Origin of the sequence: Pseudomonas putida (assembly GCF_050990305.1) — a bacterium.
GTDB classification, from domain to species: Bacteria; Pseudomonadota; Gammaproteobacteria; order Pseudomonadales; family Pseudomonadaceae; genus Aquipseudomonas; species Aquipseudomonas putida_AH.
In genome coordinates this window covers 1,140,142-1,160,386 of the sequence record NZ_CP158817.1, presented here as the reverse complement: position 1 = coordinate 1,160,386, position 20,245 = coordinate 1,140,142, and the positions used below count along the sequence as shown (strand labels likewise).

Below are 20,245 nucleotides of genomic sequence, written 5' to 3'. Positions count from 1 at the left end.
CTTTTATCTGAACCATGCCCGCTCAGGATCATCATCTACAGTGAACTTGCGCGGGACTACTTGAAACGTCACGGAGAACCACACTATGAGCACTGATGGTGCTTTGAGTCGAAGCCGTCTGCTGCCGAGCCTGCTCGGCATCCTGCTTCTGCTAATGGGCCTGGCCATGCTGGCCGGGGGGATCAAGCTGAGCCTGCTCGGCGGCTCGCTGTATTACCTGCTGGCCGGTATCGGTCTGGCGCTGACCGGCATCCTGCTGATCGCCGCCCGCCGCGCTGCGCTGGGCCTGTACGCGCTGGTGCTGTTCGCCAGCACCGTGTGGGCCTTGTGGGAAGTCGGCCTCGATTGGTGGCAACTGGTGCCGCGCCTGGCGATGCTGTTCGCCCTGGGCATCGTCATGCTGCTGCCGTGGTTCCGTCGTCCGTTGTTGCGCGCAGGCGCTGCACCACTGGGCACCGGCGCCCTGAGCGTGGCCGTGGTGGTCGCGGGTGCCGCGGCACTGGCCAGCCAATTCACCAACCCTGGTGAAATCAAGGGTCAACTGGACCGCGACAGCGTCCCTGGCATGACCAACACCGCACCGGCCATGCCGGACGGCGACTGGAACTCCTACGGCCGCAGCGCTCACGGTGATCGTTACTCGCCACTGGCGCAGATCACCCCGCAGAACGTGCACAAACTGGTGCCGGCCTGGACCTACCGCACGGGCGACCTGCCAGGGCCGAACGACCCGGGCGAAACCACTGCCGAAAACACCCCGCTGAAAGTCAACGGCATGCTCTACGTGTGCACCCCGCACAGCCAGGTGATTGCACTGGACCCGGACACCGGCAAGGAAATCTGGCGATTCGATCCGAAGCTCTCCACGCAGAACGCGGCGAACTTCAAGGGCTGGGCGCACATGACCTGCCGTGGCGTGACCTATCACGATGACGCCGTGTATGCCTCCGAGCAAAGCCCGACCGGTAGCGCCAGCGCACCGGTGGCCAGCCTCTGCCCGCGTCGCATCTTCCTGCCGACCGCCGACACCCGCCTGATCGCCCTCAATGCCGACACCGGCAAGATGTGCGAAGACTTCGGCGACAAGGGCCAGGTCGACCTGCGCGCCAACATCGGCGGCTTCACGGCCGGTGGTTACTACTCCACCTCGCCGCCCGCAGTCACCAAGGACCTGGTGGTGATTGGCGGCCACGTCACCGACAACGTCTCCACCGACGAGCCAAGCGGCGTGATCCGCGCGTTCGACGTGCACACCGGCAAACTGGTGTGGAACTGGGACAGCGGCAACCCGGACGAAACAACACCGATTGCCGAAGGCAAGACCTACACCCGCAACTCGCCGAACATGTGGTCCCTGTTCGCCGTCGATGAAAAACTCGGCCTGCTCTACCTGCCGATGGGCAACCAGACGCCAGACCAGTTTGGTGGTGCACGCACCCCTGAATCGGAACTGCACGCCGCCGGCCTGACTGCCCTGGACATCGCCACCGGTAAAGTGCGCTGGCACTTCCAGTTCACCCACCACGACCTGTGGGACATGGACGTCGGCGGCCAGCCGACCCTGATGGACCTCAAAACCGCGGATGGCGTGAAGCAAGCGGTACTCGCCTCCACCAAGCAAGGCAGCATCTACGTGCTGGACCGCAACACCGGCCAGGCTATCGTGCCGATCAATGAAGTGCCGGTGCCGCAAGGCGCGGTGGAAGGCGACCACACCTCGCCGACCCAACCAAAATCCGACCTCAACTTCATGCCACCGCCGCTGAAAGAACGCGACATGTGGGGTGTTACGCCGTTCGACCAACTGGTGTGCCGGATCACCTTCAAATCCATGCGCTACGACGGCCCGTTCACCCCGCCATCGCTGCAAGGTTCGATCGTGTACCCAGGCAATTTCGGTGTGTTCGACTGGGGCGGCATCTCGGTTGATCCGGTGCGTCAGATCGCATTCGTGAACCCGGACTGGATGGCGTTCAAATCGAAAATGATCCCGGCAGCAGAAATCGCCGCCCAGGGTCCGCGTAAAAGTGAAACTGAAGGCGTCCAGCCAAACAAAGGCGCGCCGTACGGCGTGGTACTCGAGCCGTTGTTGTCGCCCATGGGCCTGCCGTGCCAGGCACCGGCCTGGGGCTACGTGGCCGCGGTCGACCTGACCACCCATAAAACCATCTGGATGCACAAGAACGGCACCGTGCGCGACAGCTCGCCGGTTCCAATTCCCCTGAGCATGGGCGTGCCAAGCCTGGGCGGCACCTCCACCACCGCCGGTGGCGTCGGCTTCCTCAGCGGCACCCTCGACCAGTTCCTGCGCGCCTATGACGTGAAAAACGGCAAGCAACTGTGGGAAGGCCGCCTGCCGGCCGGCGCGCAAACCACGCCAATGACCTACACAGGCAAGGACGGCAAGCAATACGTGCTGGTCGTGGCCGGCGGTCACGGCTCGCTGGGCACCAAGCAGGGTGACTATGTGATTGCGTACAAACTGTCCGAGTAAGTTGTAACGGCAGTAAAACCAAAGGCGACGCCCTCACAGGCGTCGCCTTTTTTCGTCTGTGCCGCCTGGAATCGAGAACATTTGCCGACAGCGCCTCAATCGCCAAATGATCTAAAAACCTGTCAACTCTGACAGTAGCTGCCTGACCCCTTTCTGCTCATCCTCGATCGTACGCACAACACCGTGCTTACTGACTCGAACTGAGGTGCAAAGGATGCTTCCCCCCCGAAATGCCCCTGACTGGATCGAGGCGCTGGCAGAAGGTGAAATAAGACTCCACCAGCTGCCAAAGGCGTTCTCCCGCGATGAAGCCGCCTTCATCCGGCGTGAGGCCCTGCAGCGCATCAGCGGAACGACTCTGGAGACCATCGGCAGCTACACCTTCGATGCGAAACCCGCCAAATGCGAGAACTTCATCGGGGCCATTCAGGTCCCGGTGGGGGTCGTCGGGCCGCTGCAAGTCAATGGACAAGCGATCACGGCCTGCGAACAGGTATTTGCACCGCTGGCCACCACCGAAGGGGCGTTGATCGCCAGTGTCTCCCGCGGGTGCAGTGCCGTGCGTGCCGCCGGTGGCGCCATGGTTCGGGTGGAGGAGATCGGCATCACCCGGGCACCGGTGTTTTGTTCCAATGGAATTGTGCAAACCCAAGCATTCCTGGCCTGGATCCGCGACCACTACAAGGAAATCAAGCAGCTCTGCGAAGAGGACAGCGTCCATCTTTGCTTGCAAGACATTGAACCCGCCGTGGTCGGGACCTCGATTTACCTGCGCTTTCGCTTCCACACCGGCGATGCCATGGGTATGAACATGGCGAGCATCGCCTGTGACCGTGCTGTCACTCAACTGATCAGTCCGGCGACGGGCGTGCGCTGCATCAGCATTTCCGGAAATTACTGCACCGATAAAAAGCCGACTGCGGTCAATTTCCTCAACGGTCGCGGCAAGCGCATTTATGCCGAAGCACTCCTGAGTGCCGATATTCTGCGCGATATTTTGAAAACCGACGCACCCGCGCTGTGTGAGCTTCAATACCGGAAAAACCTGCTGGGCTCGGCCATGGCCGGGGCGATTGGTTGCAACGCCCACCATGCCAACATTCTTGCCGCGTTTTTCATCGCTACCGGCCAGGACGTTGCCCAGGTGGCTGAAAGTGCCATCGGCATCACCTGCGTCGAAGCCCGCGAGCATGGTGCCGTTTACGCCTCGGTTTTATTGCCGGACACGCCCTTGGGCACGATCGGTGGTGGCACAGGTCTGGGCACGCAATCGGAAGCCTTGGCGTTGATGGGCATTGTTCCTGGCGAGAAAAACGCCGGGACGGATACACGGCGCCTGGCGGAAATACTCGGCGCCCTGGTTCTGGCGGGTGAGCTGTCCATCATGGCGGCGCAGGCTTCTCATCAACTGGTCGATGCTCACGTGAAACTGGGGCGTTGAAGGGTGATTGCCATTCAAGCGAGCGCACCGGGAAAAATCATTTTGATGGGTGAGCACGCCGCATTGCATGGATGCCCCGTAATCGCCAGTTCCGTGGGGTTGTATTGCAATGTGCGGGTACATCCACGTCGCGACAGACAGATTGAACTGAAATTACCCGACCTGGCGATCCAGCGGGTTTACGACCCTCTCCAACTGGTCGACTACACCCAGCAGGTGCGTCAGGCGTGGCAGCGCTATAGGGGCGACCCGACGTCCGAGACTTTTGCTCAGGTCAAAGGCAGCGACCTTGATCACCCGATCAAATGCGCCATTGGAGAAATCCTGCTCAGGTTGGAACCGCAAGACTGGCGCGGTTTCTCCCTGCGGGTGCACTCGCAGATTCCTGTCGATGCAGGATTCGGCAGCTCCGGCGCTCTGGCCGTTACGTTGGCCGCGGCACTGCTGCGATTCTTTCGGCTGCCAACGATGGAAAATACAGTGCAATCCCTGGCGCAAACCCTTGAACGCTACGTACATGGCCAGCCTTCGGGTATCGACCACAACACCAGTTTGCATGGCTCAGTGCTCGAGGGGCGTGCCAACGGGGAAGGTGGTTTCAATCTCCTGCCATGGCCCGACGAAAGCCTGAGCGTACTGCATGGGTTGCAGATCTATCACACGGGTCCCGCCCGCGAGAGTACCGGGCAAGTCATCGCCGCCACCCGGCACAAACTGGCAGGCGATGGCAACCCTCTGCTGGCGAGCATGCGTCGCAACACTGAGCGCTTTTGCTCGTTGATGCAGCAAACACGTCCGTTGCCTGAAACACTCAAGACCGTGTTACGCGACTATGAAGCCGATCTGGAAAAGCTTGGCGTCGTACCGCCAGCCGTTGCCGACGTGATACGCGCCATCGAAAAGGCCGGCGGCGCGGCAAAGGTCTGTGGGGCCGGAGCGTTGTGCGGAAAGAGTGCCGGTGCGCTGCTGGTAGTGGGCGCACCGGGGTTGCCGGCACTTGAGCGTTACCAAAGGATCGATGCAGCACTGGCCGTCAGTGGCCTGCAGGTCAGCGAGCAATGAACCCTGTCAGCGTCTCCTCGCCCAGCAACATTGCGTTGATCAAGTACTGGGGCATGAGCGATGAACAACGGACGCTGCCCAACAATGCTTCGTTGTCGATGACACTGAGCCAATGCGTCAGTCTGTGCACAATCGAATCGCTGAGCGCAGGCACAACCGATGAGATCCTGTGGAGAACCCGCGAAGGCAAGCTGGTGCCCGCCAATGCCTCACTGCGTTTCGGTATCGAATATCACGTGGGGCAACTGCGCCAGCACTTCGATCACTGGCAACCACTGCGCATCGCTACCAGCAACAGCTTTCCGACCGGTGTTGGAATCGCATCGTCGGCAGCAGGCTTCAGTGCCTTGGCCATGGCTTTTGCGCTGCACTGCGATCAAGCGTTCGACGGCACTCGCATCAGTGAACTGGCACGCCTGTCCGGCTCCGGTTCGGCGGCGAGGTCAACGTTCGGTGGATTTGTGCAATGGCCCGGCGATGCCCGGCAACTCGCCGGACCGGCGCAACAATTCGCACCGGCGCATCACTGGTCACTGCATGACCTGATTGCCGTGGTCGACACCAGGCACAAGAAAGTCAGTTCCCGTCAGGGTCATCACCTCGCCGCCAGCAGCGCTTTTTACCCGACTCGTCTGGACCTGTTGCCGCAGCGTCTGAACACCGTGCGCCGGGCCATCCTCAACCGTGACTTCAATGCATTGGCCGACGCGGTAGAACGCGAAGCCATTGAGCTGCACATGATCGCCATGACGTCCCAACCACCGGTGTTCTATTGGCAACCGACAACACTGGCGATCCTGGAGCGGGTACGACAACTGCGTGGCGAAGGATTGCAGGTGTGCGCCACGATGGACGCTGGCCCCAATGTCCACGTGCTGTGTACAGAGCAACATCGGTCCCTGGTTTTCGCAGCCCTGAGCAACCTGCCAGGCATCGTCCGCTGGATCTTCGATCAGGTTGGCGACGGCCCCCGCCAACTGGATCATCATCTGTTTTAAGTGACCACCGGGACCTCTCGAGGTCAGGTATCGCGTCAAAATCCAGCTAACCTGAATTCCTGCTGGACACACCTTCGAAACACCACTTCGCAGAAAATGACCGTTGAAACCACCGCCAACCTGCCCCATCTAAGACCCATACCCATTGCGCAGGTGCCCAAATGAGCGACCAGCAGGAATTCCCCGAAGACCCGAGTGAATACGCCGATCCGGAAAACACCCCGCATCACACCACCGGCAAAGGCCTGGCCCTGCCCGGCCAGAATCTGCCGGACAAGGTCTATATCATCCCGATCCACAACCGACCGTTCTTCCCGGCCCAGGTGCTGCCGGTCATCGTCAATGAAGAGCCCTGGGCGGAAACGTTGGATCTGGTGGCCAAGTCCGAACACCACTCCCTGGCCCTGTTCTACATGGACACGCCCCAGGAAGACCCGCGCCACTTCGACACCTCGGCCCTGCCGCTGTACGGCACGCTGGTCAAGGTGCACCACGCCAGCCGTGAGAACGGAAAACTGCAATTCGTCGCCCAGGGCCTGACCCGCGTACGCCTCAAGACCTGGCTCAAGCACCATCGCCCACCGTATCTGGTGGAAGTCGAATACCCGCACCAGCCCACCGAGCCGACTGATGAGGTCAAGGCCTACGGCATGGCGCTGATCAACGCGATCAAGGAACTGCTGCCGCTCAATCCGCTGTACAGCGAAGAGCTGAAGAATTACCTCAACCGCTTCAGCCCCAACGATCCGTCGCCGCTGACCGACTTCGCTGCCGCGCTCACCTCGGCCACCGGCAATGATCTTCAGGAAGTGCTCGACTGCGTGCCAATGCTCAAGCGCATGGAAAAAGTCTTGCCGATGCTGCGCAAGGAAGTCGAAGTCGCGCGCCTGCAGAAAGAAATCTCCGCCGAAGTGAACCGCAAGATCGGCGAACATCAGCGCGAATTTTTCCTCAAGGAACAGCTCAAGGTCATCCAGCAGGAGCTCGGTCTTACGAAGGACGACCGCAGCGCCGACCTCGAACAGTTCGAACAGCGGTTGACCGGCAAGGTGCTGTCGTCGCAGGCGCAGAAGCGCATCGAAGAAGAGATGAACAAGCTGTCGATCCTCGAGACCGGCTCGCCCGAATACGCAGTCACCCGCAACTACCTCGACTGGGCGACCTCGGTGCCGTGGGGCGTGTACGGCGAGGACAAACTCGACCTCAAACACGCACGCAAGGTGCTGGATAAACACCACGCGGGCCTCGATGACATCAAGGATCGCATCCTCGAATTCCTCGCGGTGGGCGCTTACAAGGGCGAAATCAGCGGCTCCATCGTGTTGCTGGTGGGACCACCAGGCGTGGGCAAGACCAGCGTTGGCAAGTCCATCGCCGAATCCCTGGGGCGGCCGTTCTATCGCTTCAGCCTCGGGGGCATGCGCGACGAGGCCGAAATCAAGGGGCATCGCCGCACCTACATCGGCGCACAGCCGGGCAAACTGGTGCAGGCGCTCAAAGACGTCGAAGTGATGAACCCGGTGATCATGCTCGACGAGATCGACAAGATGGGCCAAAGCTACCAGGGCGACCCGGCCTCGGCGCTGCTGGAAACCCTCGATCCGGAGCAGAACGTCGAATTCCTCGATCACTACCTCGACTTGCGGATGGACCTGTCGAAAGTGCTGTTTGTTTGCACCGCCAACACCCTGGATTCGATTCCCGGCCCGCTGCTGGATCGGATGGAAGTGATTCGCCTGTCGGGCTACATCACTGAAGAAAAAGTCGCTATCGCCAAGCGTCACCTGTGGCCCAAGTTGCTGGAAAAGGCCGGGGTGTCCAAGGGAAGCCTTTCCATCAGTGACACCGCCTTGAAGGCTCTGATTGACGGCTACGCCCGTGAAGCCGGTGTGCGTCAGCTGGAAAAACAGATGGGCAAACTGGTGCGCAAGGCCGTGATGAAGCTGATCGACGACCCCAATGCCGTCATCAAGCTTGGCCCCAAAGACCTGGAAGCCTCCCTCGGCCATCCGGTGTTCCGCAACGAGCAGGTGCTGTCCGGTATCGGCGTCATCACAGGGCTTGCCTGGACCAGCATGGGCGGCGCCACCTTGCCGATCGAAGCGACACGTATTCATACCCTCAACCGCGGCTTCAAACTCACCGGGCAATTGGGCGATGTGATGAAGGAGTCGGCGGAGATCGCCTACAGCTACGTCAGCTCGCACCTGAAGTCGTTCGGCGGCGATCCGAAGTTCTTCGACGAAGCTTTCGTGCACCTGCACGTGCCGGAAGGTGCGACGCCAAAAGACGGCCCGAGCGCTGGCGTGACCATGGCCAGTGCCTTGCTGTCGCTCGCCCGCAACCAGCCGCCGAAAAAAGGGGTGGCGATGACTGGCGAATTGACCCTGACCGGGCATGTACTGCCCATTGGCGGTGTGCGCGAGAAGGTGATTGCGGCGCGGCGGCAGAAGATTTTCGAGCTGATTTTGCCGGAGGCCAATCGTGGGAATTTCGAGGAGTTGCCGGAGTATCTGAAGGAAGGGATTACCGTGCATTTCGCCAAGCGGTTTGCCGATGTGGCGAAGGTGTTGTTCTGACAGTTCTCTAGCGCCTGCTCTATCGCCATCGCCGGCAAGCCAGCTCCTACAGGTTTTGTATGAACGCACAAAATTTGTAGGAGCCGGCTTGCTGGCGAAGGCGTCGGCACTGACGACGCCGATACCTGGCTGCTGTCACATTTTGTCTCATCTTAAGTTATGCTCGCCGTTCGTCGTGAACGCTGGAGCCCCTGACCTTATGTCCCCCACTCGCCTGTTCGTCCCACTCGCCTTCGCGCTGCTGGCCGCCTGCGCCACGCAACCGAAACACAACGTGACCGTGGAAAAACAAAGCGAATGCCCGGTGAAACTCACCAGTGGGCAAAACCTGATTCTGACCCTACCGAGCAACCCGACCACGGGCTACCGTTGGGCCATTCAGGATTCGGCCGGTGGCGTATTACGTTCGTTGGGCCCTGAGGTGTATCGCAACCCCGAAGATGCCGGAGTAGTCGGCGCCGCCGGCGTTTCCACCTGGCGTTTCCAGGCATTCGCCCCCGGCACCGGACGTTTGCGCCTGACCTCGCAACAGCCCTGGGCGCCCGAAGTACTGCCGGTGGAGTCCTTCGACTGCGCGATCTCGGTTAACTGATCGTGGGCTGGCTGATCCTGGCGCTGATGGGCGCGGTGACCTTCCTCTACGGCCTCAGCGTGCACGCTTCGCTGCTCTGTCTGCTGGTCAAACCGATGCCCGTCCTGGCCCTGCTCGGCTGGCTGCATGACGCACCGCCCAGCGACTATCGCCACTGGATCAGCCTCGGCTTGATCTTCTCCCTGATCGGCGATGTGTTGCTGGCGTGGCCGGGGGACTTGTTCGTGTTTGGCTTGGGCGCGTTTCTAGTGGCGCATCTGGCTTATCTGAAAGCCTATTTAAGCGATTGCCGGCGGTTGGCGCTGCTGCCGTTGCTCATCGCCTTGAGTGTGGGCGTCGTGCTGCTGGGGATTCTGATTTCCCACGGGTTGGGGCCACTGCTGATCCCGGTGATCGTCTACGGTTTGGCCATCAGCGCCATGCTCTGGCGAGCCCTGGCGCGGCTCGGCACCGATGTGCCCCGGCGTTCGGCGCTGCTGGCGGCGGCGGGTGCGGTGGGCTTTGTGTTCTCGGACAGCGTGATTGGTATCAGCCGTTTTGTGGTGCCGTTCGATGCCGCGCCCTATGTGATCATCCTCAGTTACTGGCTGGGGCAATGGGGGATTACCGCGTCGGCGTTCACCCGGGAATCGCATTCAGTCTGAGAAAAGATCGCAGCCTTCGGCAGCTCCTACAGAGACCGCGCTCCAATGTAGGAGCTGCCGAAGGCTGCGATCTTTTGATTTTGCGGTTTATCAGACAACCCGCGCATCCCCTCGCCAACTTGGCTAAAATGCCGGCCTTTTCATCGACACCGCCGGAACCGCCGTGAGCAAAGAATCCGATCGCCTTTTCGCCCAGCCATTGGCCCAGGTGCCTGACTTCGCCTTTAACGAGGACGTGGTGCGGGTGTTTCCGGACATGATCAAGCGCTCGGTGCCAGGTTATCCGACCATCGTGGAAAACCTCGGCGTGCTTGCCGCGCAATTCGCCCAGCCGGGCAGCGTGCTCTACGACCTCGGTTCGTCCCTGGGCGCGGTGACTCAGGCACTGCGTCGACATGTGCGCACCGATGGCTGCCGCGTCATCGCTGTGGATAACTCTGCCGCCATGGTCGAGCGCTGCCGCGAATACCTCAACGGTCAGGATTCGATGTTCCAGGAGCTGCTGCCGGTGGACGTGATCGAGGGCGACATCCTCGCACTCGATTTTCAGCCCGCCTCGGTGGTGGCGTTGAACTTCACCCTGCAATTCATTGCCCCGGACCAGCGCCTGGCGTTGCTCGGCCGCATCCGCCAATCGCTGCTGCCCGGCGGTGCGCTGATTCTCTCGGAAAAGCTGCGTTTTGAAGACGAACAGGAACATGCGCTACTCACCGACCTGCACATCGCCTTCAAGCGCGCCAACGGCTACAGCGAACTGGAAATCGCCCAGAAGCGCAGTGCCATCGAAAACGTCATGAAGCCCGACAGCCTCGAAGAACACCGCGAACGCCTGCTGGCCGCCGGGTTCTCGAAAGTCGTGCCATGGTTCCAGTGTCTTAACTTTGCCTCGTTGATTGCCTTGCCATGATTGATCTGTCCCCCCTCGCCCGCCGTCTGGCCGGCACACCGCTGGCCGATTGGGCCAACACCCTGCAAGCGCAACTCGACAAGAAAATGGAAAAGGGTCACGGCGACCTGGAGCGCTGGCAAAGCGCGCTGGATGCCTTGCCGAAGATCCAGCCGAGCGAAGTCGATCTGCTCAACGGACTGAAACTGGACACCGATTGCGACGATGAAACCCGCGCGCAAATGCGCACGGCGTTGATGGGCTTGTCGCCATGGCGCAAGGGTCCGTTCGACCTGTTCGGCGTGCACGTCGATACCGAATGGCGTTCGGACTGGAAGTGGTCGCGGGTCGCGCCGCATCTGGATTTGAAGGGCAAGCGCATCCTCGATGTCGGCTGCGGCAACGGCTACTACATGTGGCGCATGCTCGGTGCCGGTGCCGACAGCGTGATCGGTGTCGATCCGAACTGGCTGTTTTTCTGTCAATTCCAGGCCGTACAGCGCTACCTGTCAGAGCCTAATGCCTGGCACTTGCCGTTTCCGTTCGAAGACCTGCCGCCGAACCTCGAAGGCTTCGACACTGTGTTTTCCATGGGTGTTTTCTATCACCGTCGCTCACCGATCGAGCACTTGCTGGCGCTGAAGGATTGCCTGGTCAAGGGCGGTGAACTGGTGCTCGAAACCCTGGTGGTCGAAGGTGACAAACATCAGGTGCTGGTGCCGGAAGACCGTTATGCACAGATGCGCAACGTGTGGTTCCTGCCTTCGGTGCCGGCGCTGGAATTGTGGCTGCGCCGTGCCGGGTTTACTGACGTGAAATGCGTGGATGTGAGCGTGACCACGGTCGAAGAACAGCGCGGGACGGAGTGGATGAAGTATCAGTCGCTCAGCGACTTCCTCGATCCAGAAGATCACAGCAAGACCATCGAAGGCCTGCCAGCGCCGATGCGCGCTGTCATCGTCGCCCGCAAATAACCACAAAACTGTAGGAGCTGAGCTTGCTCGCGATAGCGGTCTGACATTCAACATCGTCGTTGACTGAAAGGCCGTCATCGCCAGCAAGCCGGCTCCTACAGGGGTGGTGTTCAGTCGGTGGGCTTGGCGCGGCGGGCCTTGAAGAACTCGCTTAAAACAGCCCCGCATTCCTCCGCCAACACCCCACCCTCATACAACACCCGGTGATTCAAAAAGCCCTGGGTAAAAAACTGTCCCTGGCTCTGCACAATCCCGGCCTTGGGCTCCAGCGCGCCGTACACCACCCGTGCAATCCGCGAGTGCACAATCAGCCCGGCGCACATGCTGCACGGCTCCAGCGTCACATACAGCGTGCTACCCGGCAGACGATAGTTGCTCACGGCCTGGGCCGCGGCGCGGATCGCAACCATCTCGGCATGGGCGCTGGGGTCGCTGCCACTGATCGGGCAATTGAATCCTCGGCCGATGATCTCACCGCCCTGCACCAGCACCGCGCCCACGGGCACTTCGCCAAGCGCGGCACCTTGGGCAGCCAGGGCCAGGGCTTCGCGCATGAAGTCACGGTCGCGGCTGCGGTCGATGATGGCAGCGGGTCGAATCTGACGCATCACGCCACCTCGATGGCGGCCATCAGGCCGGTTTCCATATGGTCAATCACGTGGCAATGGAACATCCACACCCCAGGGTTATCCGCCACCAACGCCACTTGCGCGCGCTCGTTCTTGCCCAGCAGATAGGTGTCGGTGAAATACGGAATGACCTTGTGCCGGTTGGAGGCGATGACCTTGAAAGTCATACCGTGCAGGTGGACAGGATGCTGGTACTGGGTCATGTTTTTCAATTCGAAAATGTAGCTCTTGCCCTTTTCGAGCTTGGCAATCGGTCGGTCGGCGCAGGTCTTGTCGGTGATGTCCCAGGCCTTGCCGTTGATCTGCCACAGGCTGGGTGGCTTACCGTTGTCGACGTTGACCGACACCGAACCGACCCATTCGAAATTGAAGTTGAGTTTCTCGGCATTGGCCAGGTCCGGCTCAGCCACCGGGTTAGCGGGCAGCGCCGGTGGCCACTCGGTCGGCGCGTCATTGTTGGCCACCGAACGAAAGGTGCCCAGGCGCACCGGGCCGTTGCGCAGGGATAACTCTTCACCGGCCGGCGGTGCCTTGATCGCCAGGCAAATACGCATGCCGGGCCCGAGCCAGTACTCCTTGCCGAGCGGGCGCGGCTCGATGGGGTTGCCGTCCAGTGCATAGATTTGCGCTTCGACGCCGGGAATGTTCAGGCGATAGGTCAAGGTGTTATCGAGGTTGAGCAGACGTACTCGAGTGATCTGCCCAGCGGGCAAGTCGATGACCGCTTGCGACACGCCGTTGATCGTCGCCAGGCGCCCTGCCGTACCGCCACGGGCCGCTTCCCGGGGAATGCTGAACTCGACGAAATTGCCCACTTCATCGACATGCCAACTCTTGAGGCTCAAGGTCTTTTCATACTTGAAACCGGTCGGCTCGCGCTCTTCGACAATCAACGGTCCCACCAAGCCACGGCCAAGCTCTTCGCTGCTGTTCACGTGCGGGTGATACCAGTAACTGCCGGCATCGGGCACGCGGAACTTGTAGTCGAAGTATTCACCCGGAAGCACCGGCAATTGCGAAACGTAAGGCACACCGTCCATTTCCAGCGGCAGGCGAATACCGTGCCAGTGAATGGTCGTCGCCACTGGCAAGTGGTTGATGAAACGCACCCGCAGCCATTCACCCTGACGCACGCGCAACTCGGTACCCGGCGCCGACGGGCCGAACGCCCAGGCCTGGGTCTTGTGCCCTGCCACCAGTTCGACGTCCAGCGGCGCGGCAATCAACTCGTAATCGTGCCCCGCCTCGGCGTCGGCTCTCTTGCCCAGCCAGTAACGCGACGCGCCGCCCGCTCCCACGCCAACGACAACAAGACCGGCCAGGCCACCGAGGATTTGGCGACGGGTAAAGGACATGAACTCAACTACCTCACGTATCAGCGACAGGCATCGCGCCTGCAAAAGGCGAATACGATACACCTGCGGTTGCGAAACAGTAAGAGTAGCGCGGCGGATGGTCACAGTCTGGGCCGGCATTACACCGCAACGGATGGTGCCTGGCGGTACATGGACAGCGCACCTTGCCCGAGTGAATGGGTCATTTTCATTGCCCATTTCTCAAGGATAGAGCGCCCATGAAACTGACCGATATTCACCCACTGCCCAACGCTGCGGACAAAGCGGCCCTCAAAGTGATCGCCGCCCATGTCGTCAAAGCCTGCCCGAGCTTGCACGATACGGCCCACGAGGTAGCCTGCGACCTGCTCGTCAAACACGGTGTCATTGATCTTGACCCCGATCAGATCTGGTTCCACCGGTTCAAATCAGCACAAAGTCAGGCGGCATCGTTCACGGGTTGGCAGCACTACAACGAAAAACCTTATGAGTCCCTGACCCTGACCCAACTGGTCATCCATCGTTTCCGCGCCACCGATCAGGACAATGCCGATCTGCTCGACTTGTACGGCGGTTTCTACAGCGCAGGACCGGACGAAAAGAACTTCGATGCCAGCAACGAGGTGCGATTGCATGGCAACGAGGTCTTGAAAGATTTCTGGAGCATCAATTTCAGCGAGCGTTACCGCACCAAACTACAGAAGTTCTGGGAGGATTATTCCGACGAATTCCGCACGCTGGCCAAGTGCAACTTTTTCAGTAAAGCGGTTAAAGCGCGCGACAGCGGTCAACTGACTGACAGGGATTTTCAGACCGTGGTGAGCGCAGTCATCGGCCCGTTGACGTGGCCGATCAGCCTGAAGAGCCTGCAAAGTGAAACACCTGTTGGCGCCGGACTGCGGGTGTGCGCGCTGGATATTGCCGGGTACGTGACCACCGACATCCTGCGCATCATTGACATGCAGGGTCGACAGATCCTTTACGTGCCGGGTGAGGCAGAGTCGTTTCATGTGCTCGAAACACCCTTGGACATGCATTGGTGGGCGTTGACCAAAATGAACCATGAAGCGCCCCATGGTGCATTCATGAACCATTTTCCGCTGGCCGAGCGCCAGGCCATCACCGAGAACATCACCGATCTGATGAATCACCTGGTGGGTAGTTGGGGACGCGCCGACCATCACCTGATCAACCAGAAAGACCTGCCCGTGACCGGGGATGCCTTCAGTTGGTTGCGCGACTCGACCCGCTCGGCCATGTTCGCCGAAGCGGGCCTGTCACTGACCTCCAATGGCGATCTGCGGAAAAAACTGTGGATCGGCTACCTGAGCGCAGGCCTGAAGATGTTCGGCCCCATGGCGGCCGTTGGCTGGCCAGTGGCGTTGCCGGTGATCGGTGCCAGCCTGGCCAACATGGGGCTCAACATCGATCAGGCCGTCAATGCAAAGACCGCGAGCGAGCGCAAGGAAGGCGTGATCGGGGCGATATTCAGCGCCATCGATGCGCTGTTCAATCTCCCCTACCTCAAAGGCGCCGGGGCGATAGAGGACGTGGGTGCAGAGGTCGAAGCCGCAGAAACGGCTGAGTTGCCGCACACTCCACTCAATGAGCAGGAACCATCAATCCTCCCCGAGGAATCCGAGACAGCCCTGCTGCCCACTGTAGAAATCCCGCCCCTGCCGCCAGAAGCTATTCAGCCCCCCGAAATACCACAAAGGTATCAAGCCAATGAGCTGCTGGAAGGACAGACGCCGGCCTCCGAGCCCGGAAAATTCCAGGGTATCTACCGACTCGACTCCGACCCGCCCTACGCCGTCTTGATGAATGACACCGCTTATTACGTGCAGTACTTCCCCGACTCGCGGGGCGGTGGTTACTGGGCGATTGTCGATCCGGCCAGACCGAATCAGTTCAGCCACGCTCTGCCGATACGATTGAATGCTGAAGGCCGGTGGGAACGCATGGCGAAACTGGGATTGCAGGCTGGAGGCCAATGTCTGGGTAAAGAGTGCCCCGTCGAACTGGAAATGGAGGTGCGCGGTGGGGATGGCCGGCCTTCACCCGACATTGACGAAGGCGTTTTACAAGCGAGCGAGCCACAACCCGCGACATCGGCGCCACCGCGACTGGTCACCACGTCCTATGACGTAGAACCTCATGCCGGGGCAGGTCTTAAAAAATGGGCGTTGGGACTTCGGGAAATCCATGTCCAACTTGAACTCGGTCCGCAAGGTGGTTTGGTTATCCCGGATCGCTACGCATCTAACTTCGCAGAGAAATCCAGAGTGCTCCAGTTATCTGCCAGGCGCTTCTATCAAAATCTTCCCTGGACCAATCTGCCCCCACGCCCGCCCTTGCCTGCGGTGGACGCCACCACGACCTTCAGCACACTCATTGAACGCCTTTTCAAAGTAGCGCCCGGATTGGTGGTTGGCGAAACACTGGACCGCATCACCAGCATGCGCCTGATGATCGAAAACATGCCGTCGTTCGCCGCAGAAGGCGTGAAAACCATTTACGTGCGCCGATTGCTCAGCGACTTTGCGCAGATTGATCTGAACGACTATTTCCAAACGGGGGCGATGCCTGAAGATTTGCAGGCCTATCTGACCCGACTCGGCACCGACCCTGCGGAACAATTTAACGAGCTGGAGCTGGTAAAAACCGCCAGACAAAATGGTATCCGTGTCCAGGCGACCGAGTGCGCCGCCAACTACAGGAAACCGACAGCCTTGCTGCCGTTGGACGAGCAAATGATCACCAATCACCTGACAAGCGACATCATGTTTGCAGACCGGACACTCAATCCACCCGGCAAATGGGTGGTGTTGACCGGCCCCGAAAGCACCAACACCTTCCGGGGACTCGCCGGGATCAGCGAACTGGAAGGCGGCATCGGTTTGCGGATAGACGAGGTCAACCCGGGAGAAGGACAAGACGTCGCCATTGATACCGGTATCGACATGGCAAGCCCCATTCAGGACAACGGTGCCATTCGCGGGGCTGTCGAAACGCTTCACGCCGACTTGCACTTGCAGATCGAGGCTCCCGCGGTCATCAGGACTGCGCAACAAACAGCCCGACTGCTTTATCGCCGGGGGATGTACTTGTTCGAAAAGTCCGAGGGTGTTTATACCTTGGTACACCGAAACCAGCAGGATACGATCGTTCGGACCGTCGTAGAGTCGATGGCCGACGGTCATTATCGGATCGATCGCCCTTCGTGGACGTCGGTGAGCGGTATTCCATTCTCCAGCGTCGAGCAGTTATCCGCCGGGTTGAACAAGATGGGGTTGAGCTTGCAGAGCCGAATTCCTGCCTGAATCGGACATTTTTAAGCCACAGAAATACAAAAGCCGTGTGAAACACTGTTTCACACGGCTTTTGTTTACCTGCAATCAAGCCATCAAGGCTTGTGCCGGATCATTCCCACTCAATGGTCGCCGGCGGCTTGCTCGACACGTCGTAGGTGACGCGGGAGATGCCTTCGATTTCATTGATGATGCGGCCGGAAACGGTTTCCAGCAGTTCGTACGGCAGGTGTGCCCAACGCGCGGTCATGAAGTCGATGGTTTCCACGGCGCGCAGGGCCACGACCCAGGCGTAACGACGGCCGTCGCCGACCACGCCCACCGATTTCACTGGTTGGAACACCACGAACGCCTGACTGACCTTGTGGTACCAGTCGGCCTTGCGCAGTTCTTCGATGAAGATGTGGTCGGCGCGACGCAGCAGGTCGGCGTATTCCTTCTTCACTTCGCCGAGGATGCGCACGCCCAGGCCCGGGCCCGGGAACGGGTGACGGTAGACCATGTCGTACGGCAGACCCAGTTCCAGGCCCAGACGACGGACTTCGTCCTTGAACAGTTCGCGCAGCGGCTCGACCAGTTTCAGGTTCATTTCTTCCGGCAGGCCGCCCACGTTGTGGTGCGACTTGATCACGTGGGCCTTGCCGCTTTTCGCGCCAGCCGACTCGATCACGTCCGGGTAGATGGTGCCCTGGGCCAGGTACTTGATGTTGTCCAGCTTGCAGGATTCGGCATCGAACACGTCGATGAAGGTGCGGCCGATGATCTTACGCTTCTTCTCAGGGTCGGACTCGCCGGCCAGGTTGTTGAGGAACTGCTCCTCAGCGTTGGCGCGGATCACCTTGACACCCATGTTCTCGGCGAACATGGCCATCACTTGCTCGCCTTCGTGCAGGCGCAGCAAGCCGTTGTCGACGAATACGCAAGTCAGCTGGTCGCCGATCGCTTTGTGCAACAGCGCGGCAACCACGGAGGAGTCCACACCGCCGGACAGGCCCAGCAGCACGTTGTCGGTGCCGACCTGTGCGCGGATGTTGGCAATGGCGTCTTCGGCGATCTTCGACGGCGTCCACAGCGCTTCGCAGCCGCAGATATCGAGGACGAAGCGCGACAGGATGCGGCCGCCCTGCTTGGTGTGGGTCACTTCCGGGTGGAACTGCACGCCGTAGTAAGCGCGTTCGTCGTTGAACATGCCGGCGATCGGGCAGCTCGGGGTGCTGGCCAGGATGTGGAAGTCGCCTGGCATTTTGGTGACCTTGTCACCGTGGCTCATCCACACGTCGAGGCCGAACAGGCCGTCGGCGTCGATGTGGTCTTCGATGCCGTCCAGCAGGCGGCTCTTGCCGACCACGTCGACACGGGCGTAACCGAACTCACGCAGTTCGGAACCTTCGACCTTGCCGCCCAGTTGCTCGGCCATGGTCTGCATGCCGTAGCAGATACCGAAGACCGGTACGCCCAGGTCCCAGACCGCCTGTGGTGCACGCGGGCTGTCTGCCACGTGTACCGACTCCGGGCCGCCGGCGAGGATGATCCCCTTTGGCGCGAATTCGCGGATCGCTTCGTCATCCATGTCGAACGGGTGCAGTTCGCAGTACACACCGATTTCACGCACGCGGCGGGCGATCAGTTGGGTGTATTGGGAACCGAAGTCGAGGATCAGGATGCGGTGAGCGTGAATATCGAGGGCCATGATTCAGTCTCGTCTAAGTCATTCAGAAACAGTCGTGATTCAGAAACAACTCGGGGCTGAATCAAACAGCCCCGGTCGTTAACTTTTTACTTGAAGGCTCAACCTACGCGGTAGTTTGGCGCTTCCTTGGTGATCTGTACGTCATGCACGTGGGACTCGGCCATGCCAGCGCCGGTGATCCGCACGAATTCAGGGATGGTGCGCATTTGTTCGATGTTGGCGCTACCGGTGTAGCCCATCGAGGAACGCAGGCCGCCCATCAACTGGTGGATGATCGCGCTCAGGGTGCCCTTGTACGGAACACGCCCTTCGATGCCTTCCGGAACCAACTTCTCGGCGCCTGCCGAGGAGTCCTGGAAGTAACGGTCGGAGGAACCTTGAGCCTGGGACATGGCGCCCAGCGAACCCATGCCACGGTAAGCCTTGTACGAACGGCCCTGGAACAGTTCGATTTCGCCCGGCGCCTCTTCGGTACCGGCGAACATCGAGCCCATCATCACGCAGGAAGCACCGGCAACGATGGCCTTGGACAGGTCACCGGAGAAGCGGATGCCGCCGTCGGCGATCAACGGAACACCGGTGCCTTCAAGGGCAGCGGCGACGTTGGCGATGGCACTGATTTGCGGGACGCCGACACCGGCGACGATACGAGTGGTGCAGATCGAGCCAGGGCCGATACCGACCTTGACTGCGTCAGCGCCAGCTTCGGCCAGGGCCTTGGCGGCAGCGCCGGTGGCGATGTTGCCGCCGATGACCTGCACTTGCGGGTAGTTTTCCTTGACCCAGCGAACGCGGTCGATCACGCCTTTGGAGTGACCGTGGGCGGTGTCGACCACCACCACGTCAACGCCGGCATTGACCAGGGCGGCAACACGGTCACCGGTGTCTTTACCGGTGCCGACGGCAGCGCCGACGCGCAGACGACCTTGATCGTCCTTGCTGGCCAGCGGGTAAGCCTTGGCTTTTTCGATGTCGTTGACGGTCATCATGCCCTTGAGGGCGAACTTGTCGTCGACGATCAGCACGCGTTCGATGCGGTGCTTGTGCAGCAATTCGCGAACGTCGTTCTTGTCGGCGCCTTCCTTGACCGTGACCAGACGCTCTTTAGGCGTCATCACTTCACGGACACTGGCGTCCAGACGGTTTTCGAAACGCACGTCACGGGAAGTGACGATGCCAACCAGGTCGCCATCGTGCAGTACCGGAACGCCGGAGATGTTGTGCAGGCGGGTCAGTTCGAACAGGTCACGGACCGTGGCGTCAGCCTCGATGGTGATCGGGTCTTTGACGACGCCAGCTTCGAACTTCTTGACCTTGCGGACTTCGGCAGCTTGCTGCTCGATGGTCATGTTCTTGTGGATGATGCCGATGCCACCTTCCTGAGCCATGGCAATTGCCAGACGGGCTTCAGTAACGGTGTCCATGGCGGCAGAAACCAGAGGAATGTTCAGCTCGATGCCACGGGTAAGGCGGGTTTTCAGACTGACTTCGTTAGGAAGCACCTCGGAATAACCGGGCACTAGGAGAATGTCGTCGAATGTCAGAGCTTCTTGGCTGATACGCAGCATCGCGGGGGCTCCCGAGCGGGAAAATGGAAGCGCGCCATTATAG

The 20,245-nt window shown here is 60.4% G+C and carries 14 protein-coding genes; 10 read left to right on the top strand and 4 right to left on the bottom strand.

Annotated features, from left to right (window positions below; all coding sequences use genetic code 11):
- Positions 1 to 85 precede the first annotated feature (85 nt).
- From ABTV22_RS05240 to cmoB, 9 genes are all read left to right on the top strand, one after another.
- Positions 86 to 2,494 (top strand): glucose/quinate/shikimate family membrane-bound PQQ-dependent dehydrogenase, encoded by a 2,409-nt coding sequence (locus ABTV22_RS05240; protein WP_433738876.1) that lies wholly within the window; start codon positions 86 to 88, stop codon positions 2,492 to 2,494.
- A 214-nt stretch (positions 2,495 to 2,708) separates the two neighbouring features.
- Positions 2,709 to 3,935, top strand: a complete 1,227-nt coding sequence (locus tag ABTV22_RS05235) for a hydroxymethylglutaryl-CoA reductase (RefSeq protein WP_433738875.1) — start codon at positions 2,709 to 2,711, stop codon at positions 3,933 to 3,935.
- 45 nt (positions 3,936 to 3,980) lie between these two features.
- Complete coding sequence (locus tag ABTV22_RS05230; RefSeq protein ID WP_433738874.1) at positions 3,981 to 4,997, top strand: mevalonate kinase family protein; 1,017 nt, start codon at positions 3,981 to 3,983, stop codon at positions 4,995 to 4,997.
- On the top strand, positions 4,994 to 5,995 hold the full coding sequence (mvaD, locus tag ABTV22_RS05225) for a diphosphomevalonate decarboxylase (protein ID WP_433738873.1): 1,002 nt from the start codon (positions 4,994 to 4,996) through the stop codon (positions 5,993 to 5,995). The genes ABTV22_RS05230 and mvaD overlap by 4 nt, the downstream gene beginning before the upstream one ends.
- Before the next feature lie 161 nt (positions 5,996 to 6,156).
- Complete coding sequence (gene lon, locus ABTV22_RS05220; RefSeq protein WP_433738872.1) at positions 6,157 to 8,574, top strand: endopeptidase La; 2,418 nt, start codon at positions 6,157 to 6,159, stop codon at positions 8,572 to 8,574.
- A 199-nt stretch (positions 8,575 to 8,773) separates the two neighbouring features.
- A complete protein-coding gene (locus tag ABTV22_RS05215) occupies positions 8,774 to 9,166 on the top strand; it encodes a protease inhibitor I42 family protein (protein ID WP_433738871.1) in 393 nt (130 codons plus the stop codon).
- A gap of 2 nt (positions 9,167 to 9,168) precedes the next feature.
- A complete protein-coding gene (locus ABTV22_RS05210) occupies positions 9,169 to 9,810 on the top strand; it encodes a lysoplasmalogenase (protein WP_433738870.1) in 642 nt (213 codons plus the stop codon).
- Between the two features lie 163 nt (positions 9,811 to 9,973).
- Positions 9,974 to 10,717 (top strand): carboxy-S-adenosyl-L-methionine synthase CmoA, encoded by a 744-nt coding sequence (cmoA, locus tag ABTV22_RS05205; RefSeq protein ID WP_433738869.1) that lies wholly within the window; start codon positions 9,974 to 9,976, stop codon positions 10,715 to 10,717.
- Positions 10,714 to 11,670 (top strand): tRNA 5-methoxyuridine(34)/uridine 5-oxyacetic acid(34) synthase CmoB, encoded by a 957-nt coding sequence (cmoB, locus tag ABTV22_RS05200; RefSeq protein ID WP_433738868.1) that lies wholly within the window; start codon positions 10,714 to 10,716, stop codon positions 11,668 to 11,670. The genes cmoA and cmoB overlap by 4 nt, the downstream gene beginning before the upstream one ends.
- Before the next feature lie 110 nt (positions 11,671 to 11,780).
- Here cmoB and tadA read toward each other — a convergent pair whose 3' ends face one another.
- The gene (tadA, locus tag ABTV22_RS05195) at positions 11,781 to 12,278 is read right to left on the bottom strand and encodes a tRNA adenosine(34) deaminase TadA (protein WP_433738867.1); all 498 of its coding nucleotides are present in this window, start codon (positions 12,276 to 12,278) and stop codon (positions 11,781 to 11,783) included.
- Positions 12,278 to 13,654, bottom strand: coding sequence for a multicopper oxidase family protein (locus tag ABTV22_RS05190; RefSeq protein ID WP_433738866.1), 1,377 nt, complete (start codon positions 13,652 to 13,654; stop codon positions 12,278 to 12,280). The genes tadA and ABTV22_RS05190 overlap by 1 nt, the downstream gene beginning before the upstream one ends.
- 218 nt (positions 13,655 to 13,872) lie before the next feature.
- On the opposite strand from ABTV22_RS05190, the gene ABTV22_RS05185 reads away from it, so the two are divergent.
- Entirely contained in the window at positions 13,873 to 16,956 is a 3,084-nt protein-coding gene (locus ABTV22_RS05185) for a membrane-targeted effector domain-containing toxin (RefSeq protein ID WP_433738865.1), read from the top strand.
- A 100-nt stretch (positions 16,957 to 17,056) separates the two neighbouring features.
- Here the strand turns inward: ABTV22_RS05185 and guaA are convergent, their stop codons facing one another.
- Together guaA and guaB are read right to left on the bottom strand one after the other, a co-directional pair.
- Complete coding sequence (gene guaA, locus ABTV22_RS05180; RefSeq protein WP_433738864.1) at positions 17,057 to 18,634, bottom strand: glutamine-hydrolyzing GMP synthase; 1,578 nt, start codon at positions 18,632 to 18,634, stop codon at positions 17,057 to 17,059.
- Positions 18,635 to 18,732: 98 nt separating this feature from the next.
- The gene (guaB, locus tag ABTV22_RS05175; RefSeq protein ID WP_433738863.1) at positions 18,733 to 20,202 is read right to left on the bottom strand and encodes an IMP dehydrogenase; all 1,470 of its coding nucleotides are present in this window, start codon (positions 20,200 to 20,202) and stop codon (positions 18,733 to 18,735) included.
- Positions 20,203 to 20,245 lie beyond the last annotated feature (43 nt).

Bases quoted from the DNA above. Each gene is read 5' to 3' on its own strand.
- ABTV22_RS05240 (WP_433738876.1), top strand. From the start codon at position 86: ATGAGCACTGATGGTGCTTTGAGTCGAAGCCGTCTGCTGCCGAGCCTG.
- ABTV22_RS05235 (WP_433738875.1), top strand. From the start codon at position 2,709: ATGCTTCCCCCCCGAAATGCCCCTGACTGGATCGAGGCGCTGGCAGAA.
- ABTV22_RS05230 (WP_433738874.1), top strand. From the start codon at position 3,981: ATGGGTGAGCACGCCGCATTGCATGGATGCCCCGTAATCGCCAGTTCC.
- mvaD (WP_433738873.1), top strand. From the start codon at position 4,994: ATGAACCCTGTCAGCGTCTCCTCGCCCAGCAACATTGCGTTGATCAAG.
- lon (WP_433738872.1), top strand. From the start codon at position 6,157: ATGAGCGACCAGCAGGAATTCCCCGAAGACCCGAGTGAATACGCCGAT.
- ABTV22_RS05215 (WP_433738871.1), top strand. From the start codon at position 8,774: ATGTCCCCCACTCGCCTGTTCGTCCCACTCGCCTTCGCGCTGCTGGCC.
- cmoB (WP_433738868.1), top strand. From the start codon at position 10,714: ATGATTGATCTGTCCCCCCTCGCCCGCCGTCTGGCCGGCACACCGCTG.
- tadA (WP_433738867.1), bottom strand. From the start codon at position 12,278: ATGCGTCAGATTCGACCCGCTGCCATCATCGACCGCAGCCGCGACCGT.
- ABTV22_RS05190 (WP_433738866.1), bottom strand. From the start codon at position 13,654: ATGTCCTTTACCCGTCGCCAAATCCTCGGTGGCCTGGCCGGTCTTGTT.
- ABTV22_RS05185 (WP_433738865.1), top strand. From the start codon at position 13,873: ATGAAACTGACCGATATTCACCCACTGCCCAACGCTGCGGACAAAGCG.
- guaA (WP_433738864.1), bottom strand. From the start codon at position 18,634: ATGGCCCTCGATATTCACGCTCACCGCATCCTGATCCTCGACTTCGGT.
- guaB (WP_433738863.1), bottom strand. From the start codon at position 20,202: ATGCTGCGTATCAGCCAAGAAGCTCTGACATTCGACGACATTCTCCTA.